This is a genomic window from Maridesulfovibrio sp. (assembly GCF_963677005.1).
In the GTDB taxonomy this organism is placed as follows: Bacteria; Desulfobacterota; Desulfovibrionia; order Desulfovibrionales; family Desulfovibrionaceae; genus Maridesulfovibrio.
Window position 1 is genome coordinate 644,528 of record NZ_OY781616.1, and the last position, 18,854, is coordinate 663,381.

Annotated in this window: 13 protein-coding genes; 10 read left to right on the forward strand and 3 right to left on the reverse strand. The window is 50.5% G+C overall.

Annotated features, from left to right (window positions below; all coding sequences use genetic code 11):
* From ACKU4E_RS02950 to ACKU4E_RS02985, 8 genes are all read left to right on the forward strand, one after another.
* Positions 1-1,878: an SPOR domain-containing protein gene (locus ACKU4E_RS02950; RefSeq protein WP_320169595.1), complete on the forward strand. Its 1,878-nt coding sequence runs from the start codon at positions 1-3 to the stop codon at positions 1,876-1,878.
* Positions 1,879-1,934: 56 nt separating this feature from the next.
* Positions 1,935-3,344, forward strand: a complete 1,410-nt coding sequence (locus tag ACKU4E_RS02955) for a GAF domain-containing protein (RefSeq protein ID WP_320169596.1) — start codon at positions 1,935-1,937, stop codon at positions 3,342-3,344.
* The gene (locus tag ACKU4E_RS02960) at positions 3,325-4,440 is read left to right on the forward strand and encodes a HEAT repeat domain-containing protein (RefSeq protein ID WP_320169597.1); all 1,116 of its coding nucleotides are present in this window, start codon (positions 3,325-3,327) and stop codon (positions 4,438-4,440) included. Before ACKU4E_RS02955 ends, ACKU4E_RS02960 begins: the two co-directional genes overlap by 20 nt.
* Positions 4,437-5,954 (forward strand): GT4 family glycosyltransferase PelF, encoded by a 1,518-nt coding sequence (gene pelF, locus ACKU4E_RS02965; protein WP_320169598.1) that lies wholly within the window; start codon positions 4,437-4,439, stop codon positions 5,952-5,954. Before ACKU4E_RS02960 ends, pelF begins: the two co-directional genes overlap by 4 nt.
* A 3-nt stretch (positions 5,955-5,957) precedes the next feature.
* Positions 5,958-7,328, forward strand: coding sequence for an exopolysaccharide Pel transporter PelG (gene pelG / locus ACKU4E_RS02970; RefSeq protein ID WP_320169599.1), 1,371 nt, complete (start codon positions 5,958-5,960; stop codon positions 7,326-7,328).
* A gap of 23 nt (positions 7,329-7,351) precedes the next feature.
* Complete coding sequence (locus ACKU4E_RS02975; RefSeq protein ID WP_320169600.1) at positions 7,352-8,317, forward strand: NAD-dependent epimerase/dehydratase family protein; 966 nt, start codon at positions 7,352-7,354, stop codon at positions 8,315-8,317.
* Between the two features lie 173 nt (positions 8,318-8,490).
* Positions 8,491-9,555 (forward strand): HDOD domain-containing protein, encoded by a 1,065-nt coding sequence (locus ACKU4E_RS02980; RefSeq protein ID WP_320169601.1) that lies wholly within the window; start codon positions 8,491-8,493, stop codon positions 9,553-9,555.
* 188 nt (positions 9,556-9,743) lie between these two features.
* The gene (locus tag ACKU4E_RS02985; RefSeq protein ID WP_320169602.1) at positions 9,744-10,811 is read left to right on the forward strand and encodes an HDOD domain-containing protein; all 1,068 of its coding nucleotides are present in this window, start codon (positions 9,744-9,746) and stop codon (positions 10,809-10,811) included.
* A gap of 71 nt (positions 10,812-10,882) precedes the next feature.
* Here ACKU4E_RS02985 and ACKU4E_RS02990 read toward each other — a convergent pair whose 3' ends face one another.
* The 3 genes from ACKU4E_RS02990 to ACKU4E_RS03000 form a co-directional block, all read right to left on the reverse strand.
* A complete protein-coding gene (locus ACKU4E_RS02990) occupies positions 10,883-12,262 on the reverse strand; it encodes a rhodanese-like domain-containing protein (RefSeq protein ID WP_320169603.1) in 1,380 nt (459 codons plus the stop codon).
* Positions 12,263-12,320: 58 nt separating this feature from the next.
* Positions 12,321-12,728 (reverse strand): desulfoferrodoxin family protein, encoded by a 408-nt coding sequence (locus tag ACKU4E_RS02995; protein WP_320169604.1) that lies wholly within the window; start codon positions 12,726-12,728, stop codon positions 12,321-12,323.
* A 134-nt stretch (positions 12,729-12,862) separates the two neighbouring features.
* Positions 12,863-15,112, reverse strand: coding sequence for an ATP-binding protein (locus ACKU4E_RS03000; RefSeq protein WP_320169605.1), 2,250 nt, complete (start codon positions 15,110-15,112; stop codon positions 12,863-12,865).
* A 146-nt stretch (positions 15,113-15,258) separates the two neighbouring features.
* Between ACKU4E_RS03000 and ACKU4E_RS03005 the strand changes: the two genes are divergently transcribed.
* Together ACKU4E_RS03005 and ACKU4E_RS03010 are read left to right on the forward strand one after the other, a co-directional pair.
* Positions 15,259-17,742 (forward strand): PEP/pyruvate-binding domain-containing protein, encoded by a 2,484-nt coding sequence (locus ACKU4E_RS03005; RefSeq protein ID WP_320169606.1) that lies wholly within the window; start codon positions 15,259-15,261, stop codon positions 17,740-17,742.
* Complete coding sequence (locus ACKU4E_RS03010; protein ID WP_320169607.1) at positions 17,708-18,805, forward strand: dual specificity protein phosphatase; 1,098 nt, start codon at positions 17,708-17,710, stop codon at positions 18,803-18,805. The genes ACKU4E_RS03005 and ACKU4E_RS03010 overlap by 35 nt, the downstream gene beginning before the upstream one ends.
* Positions 18,806-18,854 lie beyond the last annotated feature (49 nt).

The following is an 18,854-nucleotide window of genomic DNA, read 5'->3' on the forward strand; positions in this document are numbered from 1 at the left end:
TTGAGAAAAAGTACGATCATAATCATTTTTCTGCTGACGGTTGCAGTGTCGCGACTGTTTTACTCCGTTCCATTTGCCTCTGCTGTGGAAGATACCGTTGCGGCCGCTCAAAAAAATGAATTGATCTGGACTGTCCGTGTAGCTTCTTTCAAGGATGCCGACAGTGCCTGGGCTTTGGTGGATTACCTTGAAACCGAAGGGTTCAAGGCTGTTCTGGTGCGTCTTTTCGATTCCTCCGGGAAAATGTGGCGGGTGGTCCAGATAGGGGATTACCCGACCAGAGGACAGGCCCGTGCCGCCGGAAAGGTTTTCGGCAAAAAAACAGGGCTTGATTATGTGGTCCGCTCCATGTCTGCCGAGCTGCTGGAAAAACGCAGGGCGGCATCCAGAACCGTTCCGTTGCCGGAGAATCCGATGCTGCAGGACGGCGGAGGCGCTGCCGGGAATGGAGGGGGGCCGGTTGCACCTGTTGCCGGTGCCGATTTAAAGGGCGCGCCGGAAGACCTTTTTTATGAACTCAATCAGCGCGATGTTCTGCAGGCCATGTCCGAGCAGATGCAGGATGTTTTGCTGGCCCGGATCATGATCAGGCGCGGGTTCACTTCACAGGGGCTGCGGATATATGAAAAACTGCTCAAAATTTATCCCGGAGATTTTGACCTGCGGGAAGAGTATATCGGAGTGCTGCTTGATAATCAGGAGGTAGACAAGGCCGCCATGCTGATAAACGCCTGGCTGCGCGATGATCCTTCCTCAGCCTCGGCTTTGCGGCTTGAAGCAAGGCTGCGTCTGCTGACCGGAGATTACGAGCAGCAGCAGGATACCCTCGGTTACCTGCTGCGCCTGCGTCCCGGAGATACCGATTCCATTTCTGCCAAAGCTTACGGCAGGCAGGATGCCGGGGACTGGCTCGGTGCCATAAAATCCTTTTCCGAATTGATAGACAGGGAACCGGACAACTCTGATGCCCGGCAGGCTCTTTCCGGGTTGCTGATGCAGCGCAGGCCGCAGCTTGAACTTACACCCAGTGTCTATCTGCAACCGAATGACACCATAACAACCACCATGGGCGGGAATTTCGCCATGCAGCTTGATAACCTGACCCGTGGTGAAGTCTATTATTCCAACACCGGAATCTATCGACCGGCCGGAGTGGGAATAGATAAAATAGACAAGGACGTTAATCAGTTGGCGTTCATTTTCAAGAGAGAGATTACCCGTACTTTCATCGCTGTTGCCGGGATCGGCGCGCATGACGGAACTGCCTCCGGCTTATCCGGTACTGCAGGATTTGACTGGCGGGTGCATGCTCCGGGAACCCTTTCCTTCATGGTTGATTATGCCGACCCGTGGCTGGATGAACCTTCCGCCGCCAATTACAAAGGGCAGTACAATCAGCTTTCCCTGACCTATAACGGGTTTTATGATGATACGTGGGGGCTGTTTTTCAATGGGCAATACCGGCAGTACACCCTGAACGAGGACCGTTTATACGGGCACCGGGGAGTTCTCAACGTAATCCTTACCCGCAGGCTGCTTTCCGACCCGGATGTTTTTGTTTCATATTCCTTTTACCGGTCCAAATTCAAATATGAGGACAGTACCTATACCCCGGTGGAAATCGTGCCCAATGAAGCCATCCACACCATCAGCACCAGCTTCAGCAAGTCTCTGTGTGATGTGATTGTCATAGAGGCTTCCGGAGGTGTGCGTGCGGATGAATTCAAAACAAGCCTCAGTTATTTCGGCGGTCCGTCCCTGAGTCTGCGGCTCGGTCGTTTTGAATTCAACACCGGCTATGAATACAGCAGTGATTCCGGTCAGGTCGGTGGCGGGGAGACTCAGTTGATAAGGGGAGGATTGAAGTTTGTCTTTTAATCTGAATATTCACGGCAGTTATTTCCGAAACCGTAGTTACGGCAAGGCGGAGAGGCATGTTTAAAGAGAAAGCGCTAAATCAAAAATTCGGGCTTTCAAAATATTTTGAGGTCTTGCTCGGACTGGTGACCATTACTGCGGTCAACATCATTTTCTGGCGTAGCGATCCCGGATTCATCAACGTTTCTCCGCATCCTTTCTGGCTGGTGGTTCTGCTTGTGGCTGTTCGTTACGGATTCGTCGGCGGGGCTTTTGCCGGCGGGGTGTCCGGATTGATTTTTTTCGGTTTCAAACTCATCTCCATACCTGAGCTTGATCTTGCCGACTTCAAGTCCTTGGCCATGTGGGGAAAACCGGTTCTTTTTTTTCTTGTCGGAGTTATTATCGGCGAGATGCGCCAGTTGCAGATCAAGGAATACGAAGAACTGAGCGAAACCTGCGATACATACAAGGATGCTTTTGAAAAGATAAAAGTAAAATTCGATGTACTCAGTGAGGCCAAGCAGGAAGTGGATACTCGGATCCTGTCGCAGGAAAGTACATTGGGAACCTTGTATGAAGCGGCTCAGGGTTTGAGAAGCCTGAGCATTGACAGCATTTATCCGGCGGTGTTGGAAATCCTGCGGGATTTCATGGATGTTGAGGAGTGTTCAATTTATCTTCTGGAGGGGGATGAATTCAGGATGGATACTGCCATAAGGCACGGGAAAGGATATCTGCCCGATGTTGTTCCTTTCGGGGAAGGCTTGATGAGTCTTGCCGCAAGCAGCAAAAGGTCCGTTTCCATCCGCGATGTAGCCGATACCGATAGCATGCCGGGAGGGATAATAATTTCAGCTCCCATACTGGCGGATAACCAGAGGCATGTCGTGGGGGTGGTCAACGTAGAGAAAATGCCTTTTCTCAAGTTCACCAGTGATTCTGTCCGGGTAGCCGGTCTTGTTGCCGACTGGTGCGGCAGCAGCGTCGAGAACGCCACCGTTTTTGCCGCAACCAAACACAAGCTTATCGCCGATGAGTCCATTGACGCCTATACGTATGAATATTTTAAGAGAAGGCTCAAAGAGGAGTTTGTGCGTGCCCGGCGCTATGAGCTTGACCTTTCACTTATCATGCTTGAGTTTCCAGGGCTTTCCAATGCGTCCGATGAAGGGCGGGATGAAGTCCTGATGGCTTTCAGCATGATTCTGAAGAGCCAGATACGTGAAATAGATATCCTTTTCATCAGCGACAAGCCGGGATCATTTTATCTTATTCTGCCGACGACCCCTTCGTCCGGAGCGAGAGTTGTAGTCAACAATATTCTCAATTCCTTTAAGGCCTTAAGCGTTATGGCTTTTGAGACCGACCAGAACCTTGTGGAGCTGCGGGCCGGTGTGGCCGGTTATTTTCCCGGTATGGAAGATCCGATGGAAATGGTCAAGGCGGTACAGGAGGATGTTATAAGTGTCCTTTTTGCGGAGTAAGGTTGTAAGGGCTGCCCGCATCAAGCTGGCCTTTGCTTTTGTCGCCGCCTACATTTTCGAGGCTGCTGCGCTTGCTCTTTACCTGTTGAGGGGGGAAGGATCATATTTCATTTACGTGGCGCTGGCTGCACATGTAATTTCCGCCTTTTCTTTTGTCCTTTTTACGACTGCAAAACCGAGGGCCCTGCCGGGAATAGGTTTTTATTATCCCAGACTGGCGGCTCTGTTCACATTGTTTATGCCTGTTCTCGGCCTTGTCGGTATTTCCGTGACCCTTTTCGTAGGAAAGGTCTGGATGAAGAGTCACGGGCTGGCCGAGGAATACCGGGAAAAATCGTATGAGGGCCGCGTTGTGGATGTGGACCTTCCCACGGATATTACCGAATTTCTGTACGATGAGGTTGATGTCCATCCCATAGCGGATATTCTGGCCGGAGATGATGTCGGCATGAAGCGGGGGGCAGTCAACCTGTTGCGGCGAATCGGGTCTGCTGAGGCTGTAAAACTGTTGCGAAAGTGCCTTTCCGATGAAAATTCTGAAGTCCGTTTTTATGCCCACACGGCGCTGACCAGGCTGGAAGAGGATTATGCCGAGTCCATGGACAAGGCCAGGTTCCGGGTCCAGCGTTATGAGAGTGCTTCGGCTTATGCCGAGCTTGGCTCCACTTATCGCAATTATTCCCGCAGCGGACTGCCGGAAAGAAATATGCAGGAGCAGGCTATGAATTTTGCCTGCGGTTCCTGGGAAACCGCTGTTGAAAAGGACCCTGAAAATCAGGACTATAAACTTCGTCTTGCTGAATGCATGTGTGAAAGCGGACGATATCCGCAAGCCTTTGATATCTACAAGGAAACGGTACATTTTCCTGATCTGGAACTGGAATCGCTGCTCGGTATCTGCAGAGTCTTTTTTGAGCAGGGTAATTTCATAGCTCTTTACAGGCAGGTTCTTGATATGCGGAGCAAGCCTGCTCCTGTTTCCTCTGATCCTTTCAAACTCGGTTCTTATAATTTCTGGCTTTCGTTTTTTGACGTAGAAGAAGATGAGCAGGATGAACTGCCTGATGATTTTGATACTGATGGAGTTGTTTTATGAGTGCCGGGGAACAGAAAGATCAGGTTTACGATGTCTGCCTGCTGCTGGAGGGAACTTATCCTTTTGTAGCCGGTGGTGTTTCCACCTGGATTCATAACCTGATCAAGGGCATGCCAGAACTGAAATTTACTGCGGTATGCATACTGGCCTCTTCAAAGGAAAAAGCAGAGTACCGATATGACGTTCCCGACAACTTTGCTGATCCTAAGATCATATACCTGCATGATAAAGTTGAGATAAAGAGGAGCTTTTTCAATCGTATTTCCGCCGCTGACATGGAGAAGCTGCGCAAGTTTCATTACCGGCTGGATCGTAATGAACTGGATATGATGCTTGATATTGTGAAGTCTTTCAGGGATGGCCGGTATCCGTTATCAGAACTGTTTCATGGCAAGAGGGCTTGGGATTTGCTTGTGGAACGCTACAAGCCGCAGGTAAATCAGGAATCCTTCATCGACTATTTCTGGACTTTTCGTTTTACCCATCTTCCCATTTTCAAAATGCTGCCTCTGGACCTGCCCAAGGCACGGGTCTACCATACAATTTCCACCGGTTATGCCGGGCTGCTGGGGGTTGTGGCCAGGATCATGACCGGACGCCCGCTGCTGCTTACGGAACATGGAATATACGTTAAAGAACGCAAAATCGAGATTTCACAGGCCGAATGGGTTTACCGCAAGGAGGACGAACGGCTGCGGGTGGAGAGCAAGCTGGGAGCTTTCCAGACATTCTGGATACGCATGTTCGAGCAGTTGGGCAGGCTGTGTTATGATTACTCTTCGGCCATTTTCACTTTGTACGAAGGAAACAGACAGTTGGAGATTCAGGAAGGGGCGGACCCGGACAAAATAACCATTATTCCCAATGGAATAAATCTGCAGAATTTTCTTGGGCTCAGGCCTGTGGATCACGATTACGCAGGGCAGACCGAGTTTGCGATCGGCTTTGTGGGCAGGGTGGTCCCGATCAAGGATGTGAAGACATTTTTGCGTGCAATCAGAATAGTTTGCGCTAAAATTGACAAATTGAAGGTTTTTATAATGGGCCCCACCGAGGAAGATGAGGAATACTACGAGGAATGCGTCAACCTCGCCAGCCTTCTGCACCTCGAAGATGTTGTGGAGTTCACTGGCAAGGTCCGGGTGACGGATTATCTGCCCAGGCTTGATCTGATTGTACTTACCAGCATCAGCGAGGCTCAGCCTCTGGTTATCATGGAAGCCAATTGTGCCGGTGTTCCGGCCGTGGCTTCGGATGTGGGTTCCTGCAGGGAGCTGCTTGAGGGGCGGACTGTGGCCGACCAGTCGTTAGGACCGTCCGGGATTGTTACCAAGGTGGCTGATCCGGGAGATACCGGAGAGGCAATTTTAAGGATACTGACCAGCCCCATTCTGCGCCAGCGGATGTCGCGGGCCGGCATCGAGAGGGTGAAGACTTTCTATAAGGAATCCGATCTCAATGAGAAGTATCTGGGCATTTATAAGGACTACGGCGCAATGGATGATCTGGAGTAGCATATGGCCGGAATAGGATTTGAACTCAGAAAGATGCTGCGCAAGGACAGTTACCTTGCCGAGATGTCCGCCTATCTTTATGCGGCAATGGTTTCTTCCGGTCCGTGGCTGATGAGCGTGCTTTGCCTGGCTGTACTGGGGCTCTATTCCTATTCCGGGTTTTCCCGGCTGGATCAGGATATTTTCAGAACGACCATTGTGTATGTATACGCATTCACTCTCATTTATGTCGGGTTCATTCAGCTGGTTGTAACCAGATATCTGGCCGACAGATTTTACCTCAACGATACGAAATCAACCATGACGGCTTTCTGGACCGGATCGTTGATTGTTCTGGCTATAGGTGCCGTCATCGGTGGCGGCGGAATATGGTTTTTCGAGTTGCCGATGACCTATAAGATTATAGCCGTGGTTCTTTTCCTTATTGTGGCCATGATCTGGATGGCCATGATATTTCTTTCCGCTGTCAAGGATTTCAGCTCCATTGTGCAGGCTTTCGCTATCGGCACCAGTGTCAGTGTGGGGGGAGCTTTTTTTCTTTATCCGATAATGGGGCTGGATGGATACCTGCTTGGCTACACAGTGGGGCAGGCCGTGATATTCTTCTGGCTGCTGGCCAGACTGCTGGCCGAATTCCCTGCCGGAAGGGTCTGGGACCCGGCAATGCTTACCTATTTTATAAAATACTGGGAGCTTGCACTTATCGGTCTGTTTTTCAATATGGCCATATGGATTGATAAGATCCTGTTCTGGTTTGCTCCGGATTCCCGTATGGTGGTGCCGTACCTGCGTACTCATAACATGTACGAAGGGCCTATCTTTTTCGCCTATCTGACCATTGTTCCTTCACTGGCCATTTTTCTGGTCAAGGTGGAAACAAATTTTTATGAGCACTATCACGATTATTTCGCCAAAATTGTTTCCAAAAAAGATTTCTCCAGCATCATGGAAGAGAAAAAGGCTATGATTTCCATGCTGCGTGAAAGCCTGCGCGAAATTCTTATTATACAGGGAGCATTGACCGGGCTGTGCATATTCATGGCTCCGGAGTTTATAGCCACAGTGGGGCTTTCCCCATTGCAGAAACCGCTGCTTCAGGTTGCGCTGGTCGGATCGCTGCTTCAGGTGCTGCTTTCCGTTGCCGTAATTATCCTTTTCTACTTTGACCTTCGCAAGGAAGTACTGGCTGTTACACTTGTTTTTCTGTTCAGCAATGCCGGGCTCAGCTGGCTTTCCATCCAGCTTGGTTTCACTTTTTACGGCTACGGTTATTGCTATTCCTGCCTTATTTCTCTTATGTGCGCTTTTTTCCTTGTTTCGAAAAGTGTGGATAATCTGGAATATATAACTTTTTCCAGTCAGCCGTTGGCTTGATGTTTTTGTCGGGGAGGACAGAAATGGATAAGAAAACGTGTCTTGTTACCGGATGTGCCGGGTTTGTCGGGAGTCATTTGACAGCCGCCCTGCTTGCTGCCGGGCATGATGTAGTGGGTGTGGACAATTTTTTTACCGGTTATGAGCACAATATGGCCGGATTCAGGGATCACCCCGGATTCGAGTTTCACGAAGTCTCGATCACCGAAAAAGGCCTGCTTGAAAGATTCAAAGACAACCACCCGGAGCTTGACGTGGTCTTCCAATTGGCTGCCATCGTAAGTGTTCCGTATTCTGTTGAACATCCAGAGTTGACCATGGAGGTCAATTTCGAGGCCAATGAGCGTATGCACGCTTCGGCACGGAAGCTCGGGATGCGTGGATTTGTTTTCGCCGGATCGGCAGCAGAGTACGGAGAAGAGGACAGGCTGCCGGTCAGGGAAGAGTATGCGGATGAGGCAACCCAACTGAGTCCGTACGGAATTGCCAAGTACAAATCATCTTTTTTGATAGAGGCGAGCGGTTTCGGATGCTCCTTGCGGTTTTTCAACATTTTCGGTCCACGGCAGGACCCGACCAGCCAGTACAGTGGTGTTATATCAAAGTTTGTGGACTTCGGGCTTGCCGGGAAGAATATGGTGATTTTCGGGGACGGAGAACAGACCAGAGATTTTATTTACGTGGACGATGTGGTCAGCGCTTATCTTATTGCCGCAGGTCTGGACAGCGAGGGCCGCGGCCCACTGACCGGAATTTACAACGTGGGGACCGGAAGCAGTATTTCCGTGCTCCGTCTGGCCGGTATAGTGGCAAAGCTGACTTCCGCTCCTACGGAAATCGAGTTCCGCCCGGAACGAGCAGGGGATATCAAACATTCGTACGCTGATGTGACCAGAATTACGGGCAAGGGGTTCAAGGCGGAGGTCCCGTTTGAAGATGGCCTTGCCCGGACTGTTCGCTGGGCGGCCGATGAGTCCGGCAAGGATTGATTTTAGCCGGTTCCGTTTGCGTTCTGCATCTGTCCTATCAAGACCGGCAACGATTTTTCCGGCTGGCAGTCGGTCTGTATTTCTGACCTGTTAAACACTGTTCAGCGCAATTTTTCCTTTATTATGTGCTGTTTAGCTGATGAACGCAGCCATATCTACAAAAGGTTTATTTGATGAATGAAATTGAAAACACTAAAACGCTGAATCCTCAGATCAAGGATGCTGCTATCCGGTATACCAAACGGCTCTACAGCAGGACGGAAGATAATGAATTGATTCGGGCGCTGATGAAAGAATCATTTAAGAGGGTATATAAAAGAATGGTTCTTGAACCTGATGAATTTCAGCCGAAGCCCCGCCCGGTAGATATTGAGCCCTGGCATGGCAATAAGCCGGAAGGCCCCCGTGATTTTTTGAAATCCAAGGTTGTGCTTCCGTCACTTCCTCAGGTCCTGCTGGAAATTCAGCGGGTCATAAAAGACCCGGAGAGTTCCGCTGCCGATCTTGCCAGGGTGATAAGCAAAGACCCGAAGCTTGTTGCAGCTATCCTGCGGCTGGCCAACAGTGCCATGTACGGTTTTCAGACCGAAGTTGACACTCCGTCCCGGGCAGTTGCTCTTCTTGGTTTCAAGCAGGCCGGTTCTCTGGCTTTGGGGACTGTCTCGCTGAGTCTTTTCAAGCGGTCGAAATCATCGGCCGTTCTGCCTGTCGAGAAGTTCTGGAAGCATTCCATTGCCTGCGGGGTTATTGCTCAGGAACTTGCTCGTGTGGCCGGACTTGGGGACCCGGAACGTTTTTTTGTGGGAGGGATGCTGCACGACATCGGTCTTTATGTAGTTTTCGAGAGCAGTTCCGGACTTGCTGTTGAACTGCTTGATTATGCCCAGAACAACGGCAAAAGTCTCTACGCTACGGAGCAGGCTGTACTGGGATTTGACCATGCCACACTTGGCGGTGTGATTATTCAGGATTGGAATTTCCCGCAGCAGCTTATTACTGCTGCCGCAGGGCATCATAATCCGGAACAGGCTGACAGTGATATCAATGCCGGGGTAGTACACGTTGCTGATTTCATCTCCAGAGCATTGGGATATGATCTCGGCGTATCTGCTGTGCTGGGGTTCATTTCTACTGAAGCATGGAAACAGATCGGCATATCCGGGGAGCAGATTGTGGGAATGATGCCTGATATACAGGCGAACATAGAGGAAATTTTTAAGATACTGAGCCCCGCCTGATCTATAAAAATGACCGTTGTTACATAGCCTTGATGCTTTTCCGGAATAATGACGTTCTTTGAAAAATATGTATGTATTTATGTGCCCTTTCGCGATACAATTATTAATCTGGTATATTTGCAAGCGGCATTGAGTGATTGATAGATTGTACTTGCATGGCTTGTTTGTCTGATAAAGGAATATTGTTTATGCAGAAAAGTACAAAGGATTCAACGTCACGGGCTGTTCTGCATCGTGCAGCCAAAGCATATGTGGAGCGGCTTTTCAGTCGCTCAGGGGATTCCGACCTGACTCAGGCTCTTAAGGGAGAGTCTTTTAAATCCATATGCAGATTGATGGTGCAGAATCCTGAGGTTTTCGCTCCATATCCTCGGCCTGAAGGTGCAAAGATGTGGCAGCACAAAGGGCCTGTCGGTGCGCATGAATTTTTGAAATGCAAGGTTGTTCTTCCTTCCTTCCCCCAAATTCAGAAATTATTGCAAGATGTTATTTCCGATCCCAAAGCAGGGAAACCGGAACTGGTGGAGGCAATAAGTCTTGATCCGAAGCTTGTTGCAGCTGTTTTGCGCCTTGCCAACAAGGGACTTGGAGAAGCTGACCAGAAAATAGATACCGTGGCTAAGGCTGTTGATCTGTTCGGGTTCAAAAAGATAGGGGGGCTTGCGCTGGGAGCTTCGGCAATCAGTATGTTCAAACGGCCGGGAAATTCGGTCCTCAATGTAGAACAGTTCTGGAAGCATTCCGTTGCCTGTGCAGTAATTGCGGAAGTTCTTGCCCGAAGGTTGGGGTTTGATGAACCTGACCGGTATTTTGCCGGCGGGGTGCTGCATGATGTGGGCTTGTTGTTTATTTTTGAAAAAGATGACGGGCTGGGGCTGGAATTACTTAAACTTGCAAAAGACAGGGACGAAAGTCTTTATCGGGCAGAAAAGGAACTTTTAGGTTTCAACCATGCGCAACTGAGCGGGACTATTCTGGATGAATGGAAGTTTCCCAAGCACCTGGTTGCCGCCGCCGCAGGACACCATGCTCCGGGTATGGTGAAATACAACAATGACGCCATGGTTGTACATCTGGCTGATTTTATTTCAAGGGCGTTGGGTTATTCTCCGGGAGTCTCCACAATACTCGGTTTTGTGGATCATGATTCATGGAAAAAAACAGGATTGAGCGGAGATGAGTTCCTGGAGCTTCTTCCCGGAATCAGGACTCGTATCGATTCTATTTTCGATATCCTGAAGGATGGGCGGGATTAACCTGCTGGAGTAGCTTTTATTGTGAGCGTCCTGAAACTGCAAAAGCAGTTTCAGGACGCTCTTTTAACATATCAGATTAATTCATATCCTGATCTGGCCCAGGCAGTTGCCCCGCCGGCCAGCGAACAGACCTGAGTGTAGCCGCTGCTTTGCAGGGCGCTGCCGGCGATATTGGAGCGGTAACCTGAACCGCACATGACCAGAACGGGGCTGTCCTTGTCCACATCGATTCCTTCATCCAGAACCTGCGCGAACGGTTTGTGAATTGCCCCGCGTATGTGCCCGTTGTTCCATTCCGCAGGTGTGCGCACATCAAGCAGGGTGAATTCCCGGCCTTCCGCAATTGCTTCGTGAAGTTCCGCTGCTGATTTCTGGGCGAGACTTTCCACCGGATAACCGGCCAGGAGCCATGCGCTGATGCCTCCATGCAGGTAACCGAAAATCTTGTCATATCCGATTCTGTGCAGTTGGGTGCACATTTTATCGTAGTCTTCCTTTGAATTGACCACCAGCAGCAGGTCCGCATCCGGTTCAACAGCCATGCCGACCCAGTTGGCAAGCTGTTTTTCCAGCCCGATATTGATGCTGCCGGGAATATGAAAGCCTCCGAATCCGGCCGCGTCACGCACGTCTATTACCGTGCAGCCGTTTTCGATCATCTGCTTGAATTTCTCCGGATTCATGGCCCGGTCAAGCGGGCAGCGTTCAAGCAGCGGAGCCCCCTTGAAGTTGGTATTGATTATGTGGGTGAAAGATTTCGGACGGCTCGGAAAAGATTCCATGACCTTTTCCCTGAAGGCTTCGAAGGTGTCGAAGCGGAGCATGGGATTGTAGCGGCGTTCATAGCCGAGCGTGCTGCTAGGTTTGGCGCTCATGCCCTTTCCGCACAGGGAACCCTGCCCGTGAGCCGGAAATACTTCAAGGTAATCCGGAAGCTTGCCCAGTTTGACGTACAGGCTGTTGTAGAGGTTTTCCACCTGCTCATCCAGTATCTCGTCCCCCGGCAGGTCCGGGCGTCCTATGTCGCCGACAAACAGCAGGTCTCCGGTCAGAATCATCCACGGATCGGCACCTCGGGCCAGATCCGTTACCAGAATGGATATGGCATTGGGTGTGTGCCCCGGCGTATAGATGAAGTCCAGTTTGGCGTTTCCCGCAACAAGGGTGTCGCCTTCTTTGATCGGAGTATGTTCATAACCCACGGCGGCATTTTCATGGATCATCAGCTCCGCTCCGGTGATGGACCGCAGTTCCTGTTCTCCTCCTACATGGTCCGCATGCACGTGGGTGTTGATCACTTTGGTGATCTTCATGCCTTCTTCCCGGGAAATATCCAGATATTCCTGCACATCCCTTCTGGGGTCGACAATGACCATTTCGCCTGCTCCGGGACATCCGATCACATATGAATAACAGCCAAGTCCTTCTGTTGTGAGCTGTTTAAAATACATCTTTTCCTCTTTGTTGTTTTTTGGTTCTCCTGATTTCAGTTCGGCAAATGATCGGCCCTTACAGCTTGATTTTTTTTACCCAGAAGTCATGCTTGTTACAGAAACTGGTTGCGTAGTAGGTGCCTTTTGCCCCTTCAGGCAGTTCAAAGCGGGACACGGCTTTTTTATCGGTATTTGAAAATGTTTTTGCCCCGATCACATTCCCTTTGTCATCGACCAGAGTATGGCGGACAATGTAGTGTTCTTTTGTCATCGGGTGCAGGGTCCTGATAACTACTTTGTTGTCTTTGCGCTCCACCTGCGGCAGGTGAGTCGCCGCCTTTTTGGCCCATACGCCGGGATCTTTTTCCGTATAAACCACATTGGACGGGAACTTCGGACTGGCTGCTTCAGCCTTTCCTGCCGGAACCAATGCCGCGGCTGCTGCTGCAACTGACAGTGAGATGAATTTTCTTCTTGAAGTCATAGCATATCTCCCTTTTCTCATGATCGATTTATGTTTTCATCCGGAAAATCTGTTCGAATATATTCCGGATTGATAACTTCTGTATAGTTTATTCAAAAAACACTCTCTTTTGTCAATAATAATTATCATTTAATTTAAGTGTGTTTCTTAATCTTTTCCAGAAGCTGGGTTTTTGTTACCGGCTTGGTCATATAGGATGTGCAGCCGGCTTCGCGCACAGCTTCTTCCGTTCCTTTGATGGCATGCGCGGACAGGGCCACTACCGGTGTTTCCGGGGAGTTGTTATCCTTTTCCCATTTTCGCAGTTCACGGGTCGCTTCGTAGCCGTCCATTATCGGCATCTCAATGTCCATGAAAACAATGTCCGGTTTCAACTGGCCGAACATTTTGACTCCGTCTTCGCCGTTGGAGGCTATTGAGATTTCGTGCGGTGAATCCTGCAGATAGTGGCTGAAAAGCATCTGGTTGCTTCTGTTGTCTTCCACCAGCAGAACCCTGCGCGGAGTGCATGGTGCTGCGTCTTCGGAAACCGGTTCTGTCTCCGCTTTCTGCAGGTTTCTGCATTCCGAAACAGTGGCGGTAAAGATAAATGTACTTCCGTTACCGGGGCTGCTGTTCACCTCAATATCACCCTCCATCAGCTTGCTGATGCTTTTGCTGATGGACAATCCAAGGCCGGTACCGGAATGTTCACGGGTGATTGACCTGTCCGCCTGTGTGAAACTTTTGAAAATGGTCTTTTGCTGGGATGCAGGTATTCCCGGTCCAGTGTCATGGACTTTGAAAATAAGTTTGATTTTATTGCTTTTGGCCGAGCGGGCGGCGTCCGCTCTCACATAAACCCCGCCGCTGGATGTGAATTTTACCGCATTGCCGATGAGGTTGATGAGGACCTGCTTCATCCGTACCGGATCACCGAGAATTCCTTCCGGAAATTCCGGTTCGATTTCCAGTTCCAGCGCTATGTTTTTCTTTTCAGCGGCAAAAGTGAAAACGTCCATGCTCTGCCTGAGCAGTTTGCGCGGGTTGAAACCTATATTTTCAAGTTCCAGCAGACCTGCTTCGACTTTGGACATGTCCAGAATATCGTTCAGGAGGTCAAGCAGCCCGGTTCCTGCATCGCGGAGCAGTTTAATGTATGATTTCTGCTGCTCGCGCGGACCGGAATTCATCAACAGGTCGGTGGCTCCGAGAATGACGTTCATCGGGGTCCGGATTTCATGACTCATCATTGCCAGGAAGCTGCTTTTTGATTCATTGGCCCGAATTGCGTTTTCCCTGCTCATTTCGAGCTTGCGGGCCACCCCCCAGCCGGTGATTCCGGCCAGTATAACCGCACAGATGGCAATGATGATGTTGATGGTCTGAGTGTTCTTTATGCCCCCCAGGTAGTCGTTTTCCGGTATGTAGATGCCGATTATCCATGGCCACTTGGAATTGCTGAAAGGGGTGAACATGGCGCTGTAGCGCTTGTTGTCGTAGATGAAACTCGTAAACACGGCCTGTCTGGGCAGTTTGTCCGGGGGAAGGTTCAGTGAACTGAATGCCCGCTGGCTGACCTTGTCCTCAAGTTCCGTAATTTTGCTCAAACGTATTTTCTGTCCGTCCTGGCCGATCTGTTTCAGTTCCTTGAGGTCCGGAAAGGCGACAACATCTCCGCTGCTGTCCACTATGAAGGCCTTTCCTCCTTTTCCTATGGTCAGCTTGCTTAGGAAAATAGACAACTCTTCTATGCTGATATCAACACCGACAACACCTTTTAGAATTCCTCGTTCGTCATATACGGGGCTAGCTGTGGTTATTCCCGGTTTGTTGCCGGTGAAGAACAGGTAGGGGGCTGTCCAGACTATGTCGTTTTGCATGACAGCGTCTATGAACCATGGCCTCTGCCTCGGGTCGTATCTGTCTTCCGGGGCTTCTTTTGATTCTATTGCCAAATGATCCCGGTCTGACCAGGTCAGATCGCAGGTCCGTATGTTGTTTTCAATTCTGATGATTTTGGTATAAAATCCATCTGGAGATCTGGCATTGGAACGGGAGGCCATGAAGAATTCGCCTTTGATATTGCCATAATATATACTAGTGAACTGCGGGTAGAGGTTCATCTGCTGGTAGAAATAATTAATCATGGAGAGCGGAGTTTCGCTGCTGACAATTTTGCTGTCAGCCAGGAATTTGGTAAGCTCTGCGGCCTTTTCTGCCGGAAGAAGGTAGCTTTTTGATTTATCAATGGTGTAGGATGTGATGTTCACCATTATGTCCCGCGCCAGAGTCGAGAGTGAGTTCCTGCTCGTAATCGACGTTGGTATAATAATGATTGCCATGGAAACGACAGTCATTGCTATGAAGCAGCCGGCAAGCCACCATTCTTTGAAAAATTTCATATCAAATGATTTCCTGTGCTTGGAAAATTGATTTTTTATTAACATATACCAGATGTTTGTTTTTGTACAAGAAGATGATCTCTTTTAAGCTGGGACCAGCCGATAATAATTAAAATCCTGTTCCGCAGATGGCAGGAAGACAATTGATGAATATGCACAAGTTGGAGGACTTTGTTTTGACCGCAAAAATATGGAAACACAGGCTTGGCAGGCTGTTTGCCCCGAAGACAGTCCTGAACGATAAATACAGATCATTCAAAAAGCTTTTGGAGTATGATGCTGCCGCAATGGATATTATTGCCGGGCTGGAAGATGTTTTCTACGGGAAAAAGCTTGCCGACCGGCAGTTCGCAAGTGTTGCCTGCCGTGATCTTGCGGAAGCTGTTCATGGTATGGTCGAACAGCTTGAGCAGATGAATCCGGCCGGTTACCGTGATCTGGAAGCCGCCTTCTCAAGAGTGGCCGATAAAGTTGCGGAATCTTCTTCCCTGCCTCTGCCGAGCAGTACGCCTCCGTATATTGTCCCGCTGGTCGAGGCCGGGGAATACCCCCATCTGACCGGAGGCAAGGGGGCAAATCTGGGGCGTGTTCTGGCCATTGGGGACATCAATGTTCCGTGCGGTTTCGTGATCACGGCCAACGCATTCAACCACTATATTGAATTCAATGACTTACAGGATAAACTTGAAGTCCTGCTTTCCCGCATGGAAGCAGGTAAAAGAGACCGTCTTGCAGAACTCACTCTGGAAATTCAGGAATTGATCCTAGCGGGTGAAGTTCCGCCGGAAGTGGCTGCGGAAGTGGAGGAGAGCATAAAACTGCACCTGCCCCCGGAAGGGTTGATCGCGGTGCGTTCCAGCGCTCTGGCCGAAGACAGTGAAATTTCCTTTGCCGGTCAGTATGCCAGCGAATTGAACATTCGTCGCGAGGATGTTCTGGACGGATACAAACGGGTGCTGGCCGGGAAATATTGTCCGCGGGCTGTTTCCTATCGTATTTCCAACGGGTTGACCGACAGTGATACAGCAATGGCCGTAGTGGTGATTCCCATGATAGAGGCGGTCAGCGCCGGAGTCATATATTCAGTTGACCCCGACTGTATGAACAGGGATTCCATAGGAATTTATGCCGTTCGTGGCGTTGGCAGTTCCCTTGTGGATGGAAGTGTTGTCCCGTCAAAAGTGTCCCTGAGCCGCGGCGATGATCCTTGTCCGGTGGGGGAGTGTGCTTATGACCGTTCAAGCCTGCCGCCGGAGGAGATTCTCACTGCTCTTGCCCGCTGTGCATTGCGTCTTGAAGAGCATTTCGGCTGTCCGCAGGATGTGGAATGGGCCGTGGACGGTGACGGGCAGTTTCATATTCTGCAGACCCGGCCGCTGCAGCGTGAACATTCCGAGGCGGTCAGACAACGCGGTCCGGTCCCGGTAGTTCCCGTGATTGAAGGATTGGAAAAGGCCTCATACGGTGCCGGGTGCGGGGAAATCTATTTTGCCAGAACCGGAGCGGAGATTGCGGGAATACCGGAAGGGGCGGTGCTGGTAACCCCCACACTTAAACCTTCGTTGCTGACTTTTTCCGGCAATATAAATGCGGTGCTTTCGGAGACCGGCAGCAGGGCAAGTCATTTTGCCTCGGTTGCCAGAGAACTTGGAATTCCCGTTCTGGTGGGCTTTGTCATGGACAGGTTCACCTCGGGGCAGGTTGTGACCGTGGATGGAGTAGAGGGTGCTGTTTATGACGGATGTGTTGAGGATGTTCTGACCCGCTCATTCAGCACTGCCGGTGTTTCAAAGAGGGTGCTTGATCTGTATACCGGCATCATCCCCCATACTGTCAGGCTGAGCCTTATGGACCCGCAGGCCCCGGAATTCAGTCCGCAGGGCTGCCGTTCCCTGCATGATTTTGTCCGCTTCTGCCATGAAATGTCGGTCCGGGAAATGTTCTCGCTTGTTGATCGCCGAGGTCTGGGCATGGGGTCGGCCAAAAGGCTTGAAACCGGATTGCCGCTTGTCGTCTACCTGCTCGATCTGGATGGCGGGTTGGATTCTTCCGCCGCCCGTAAAAAAAATGTGCAGCCGCAGGACATCCGCTGCCTGCCCATGCTGCATTTCTGGAACGGTCTTTCCGATGAACGGGTTACATGGCCGGAAGAGATGACCCACGTGGACTGGGAAGAATTTGACCGGATGTCGGCGGGAATTTTCAGCCGCGATTCCAAGCTGCTGGCCAGCTACGGCATACTTGCCGAAGACTACCTGCATCTGCTTATCCGGTTCGGGTATCACCTTTCGGAAGTGGATTCCCTGTGCACGGATGAACCTGCCCAGAATTATATCCGTTTCCGTTTCAAGGGCGGTGGGGCCGGGCTGGATAACAGACTCCTGCGTATTGAATTCATAAAGAGGGTGCTGGCCCATTACGGATTTGATACGGAACTGCGTGGCGACATGCTGGACGGGTTCAGCTCCAGGCTGCCGAAGGATGAAACTTCCCGGCAATTGGAGATTCTCGGATACCTGCTTGCCGTAACCAGGCTCATGGACATGCGCTTGACTTCTGTTGAAGATGTTGATGCAGAGGTCGGCAGGTTCATTGATGAAATCGAGGTGGCAGATGGTTCAGGAGAATAAGGAACTGCCGTACCGTCTGACCTGGGTCACGGATCAACTGGCTGTGGGCTGTGCTCCCATGAGCTATGCCCAGCTTGATTATATCCGCGAGCAGGGAATTGACGCCATCATTAACCTCTGCGGAGAGTTCTGTGATCTGCACGAGATAGAACTCAGTGCCGGATTTGAAGTTCATTACCTGCCTTTGGACGATGAAGAGGCTCCGGGACTTGTGGAGCTGGAAAATGCTCTGGCCTGGATGGACGAGGCCATTTATCTGGGCAAGAAGGTGCTAATCCATTGCCGCCACGGAATAGGAAGGACCGGGACGGTTCTTAATGCCTATCTGCTGCGGCGTGGACTGGGACATAGGCTGGCCGGGCAGAAAATGCGCAAATTAAGGTCGAAACCGGCCAATTTTGCCCAGTGGTGGACGATCCGTAAATACGGTCGTAAAAGCGGCAAACTATCAGCCCGCGAGCCTTCTCTTGAGTTCAAAAGATTGGTGGATCTGTCTCCTTTCTTCAACGATTACTTTAAGCTTGTTGAAGAGGTTGAACAGCGTGCTTCCTGTTATGAAAACAGGACCCTTTGCGGGCGGGATCATGACCGGTGCTGCCGTGTTCCGGTACGTGTCCAGCTTGCCGAGGCCCTGCATCTCAGTCAGCGCATAAATCTGGAGCTTACACATGAGCAGCGCAAGTCCGTGATTGAAAGGGCTGTTGAAACATCCCGTGCGGAACGCAGGGCGGCCAGAGAACTTGAAGCGTCCGGCAGCAGCGGATACTGTCTTTCCGAATCCGGCTCGCTTTGTCCACTTCTGGAGGATGGAAAATGTCTGCTGTTCGATTTCAGGCCATTGCAGTGCCGTGCGTTCGGGCTGGACCTTTCAAATGACGGAGAGCTTTGGCACAACATTCTCATCCCGCAGCTTGATCGTATTTCGTTTGAAATATGGTTTGCCTATACCGGAGTGCTGCACGATTCGGCCATGCCGGTCTTTTCCTTGCCGGATGTTGTTTCCGGAAAATTTTTCGAGCAGCTTTTCAAACTTATGATGGCGCACGGTCTACAGGATGAATAGTATAAGTCCTTCAGCCTTGAGCATGCAGCTTTTTATTCCTCCAAAAGGC

Coding starts and splice junctions, on each gene's coding strand:
- ACKU4E_RS03000 (WP_320169605.1), bottom strand. CDS start 15,112: ATGAAATTTTTCAAAGAATGGTGGCTTGCCGGCTGCTTCATAGCAATG.
- pelG (WP_320169599.1), top strand. CDS start 5,958: ATGGCCGGAATAGGATTTGAACTCAGAAAGATGCTGCGCAAGGACAGT.
- ACKU4E_RS02995 (WP_320169604.1), bottom strand. CDS start 12,728: ATGACTTCAAGAAGAAAATTCATCTCACTGTCAGTTGCAGCAGCAGCC.
- ACKU4E_RS02990 (WP_320169603.1), bottom strand. CDS start 12,262: ATGTATTTTAAACAGCTCACAACAGAAGGACTTGGCTGTTATTCATAT.
- ACKU4E_RS02985 (WP_320169602.1), top strand. CDS start 9,744: ATGCAGAAAAGTACAAAGGATTCAACGTCACGGGCTGTTCTGCATCGT.
- ACKU4E_RS02980 (WP_320169601.1), top strand. CDS start 8,491: ATGAATGAAATTGAAAACACTAAAACGCTGAATCCTCAGATCAAGGAT.
- ACKU4E_RS03010 (WP_320169607.1), top strand. CDS start 17,708: ATGAAATCGAGGTGGCAGATGGTTCAGGAGAATAAGGAACTGCCGTAC.
- ACKU4E_RS02975 (WP_320169600.1), top strand. CDS start 7,352: ATGGATAAGAAAACGTGTCTTGTTACCGGATGTGCCGGGTTTGTCGGG.
- pelF (WP_320169598.1), top strand. CDS start 4,437: ATGAGTGCCGGGGAACAGAAAGATCAGGTTTACGATGTCTGCCTGCTG.
- ACKU4E_RS02955 (WP_320169596.1), top strand. CDS start 1,935: ATGTTTAAAGAGAAAGCGCTAAATCAAAAATTCGGGCTTTCAAAATAT.
- ACKU4E_RS03005 (WP_320169606.1), top strand. CDS start 15,259: ATGAATATGCACAAGTTGGAGGACTTTGTTTTGACCGCAAAAATATGG.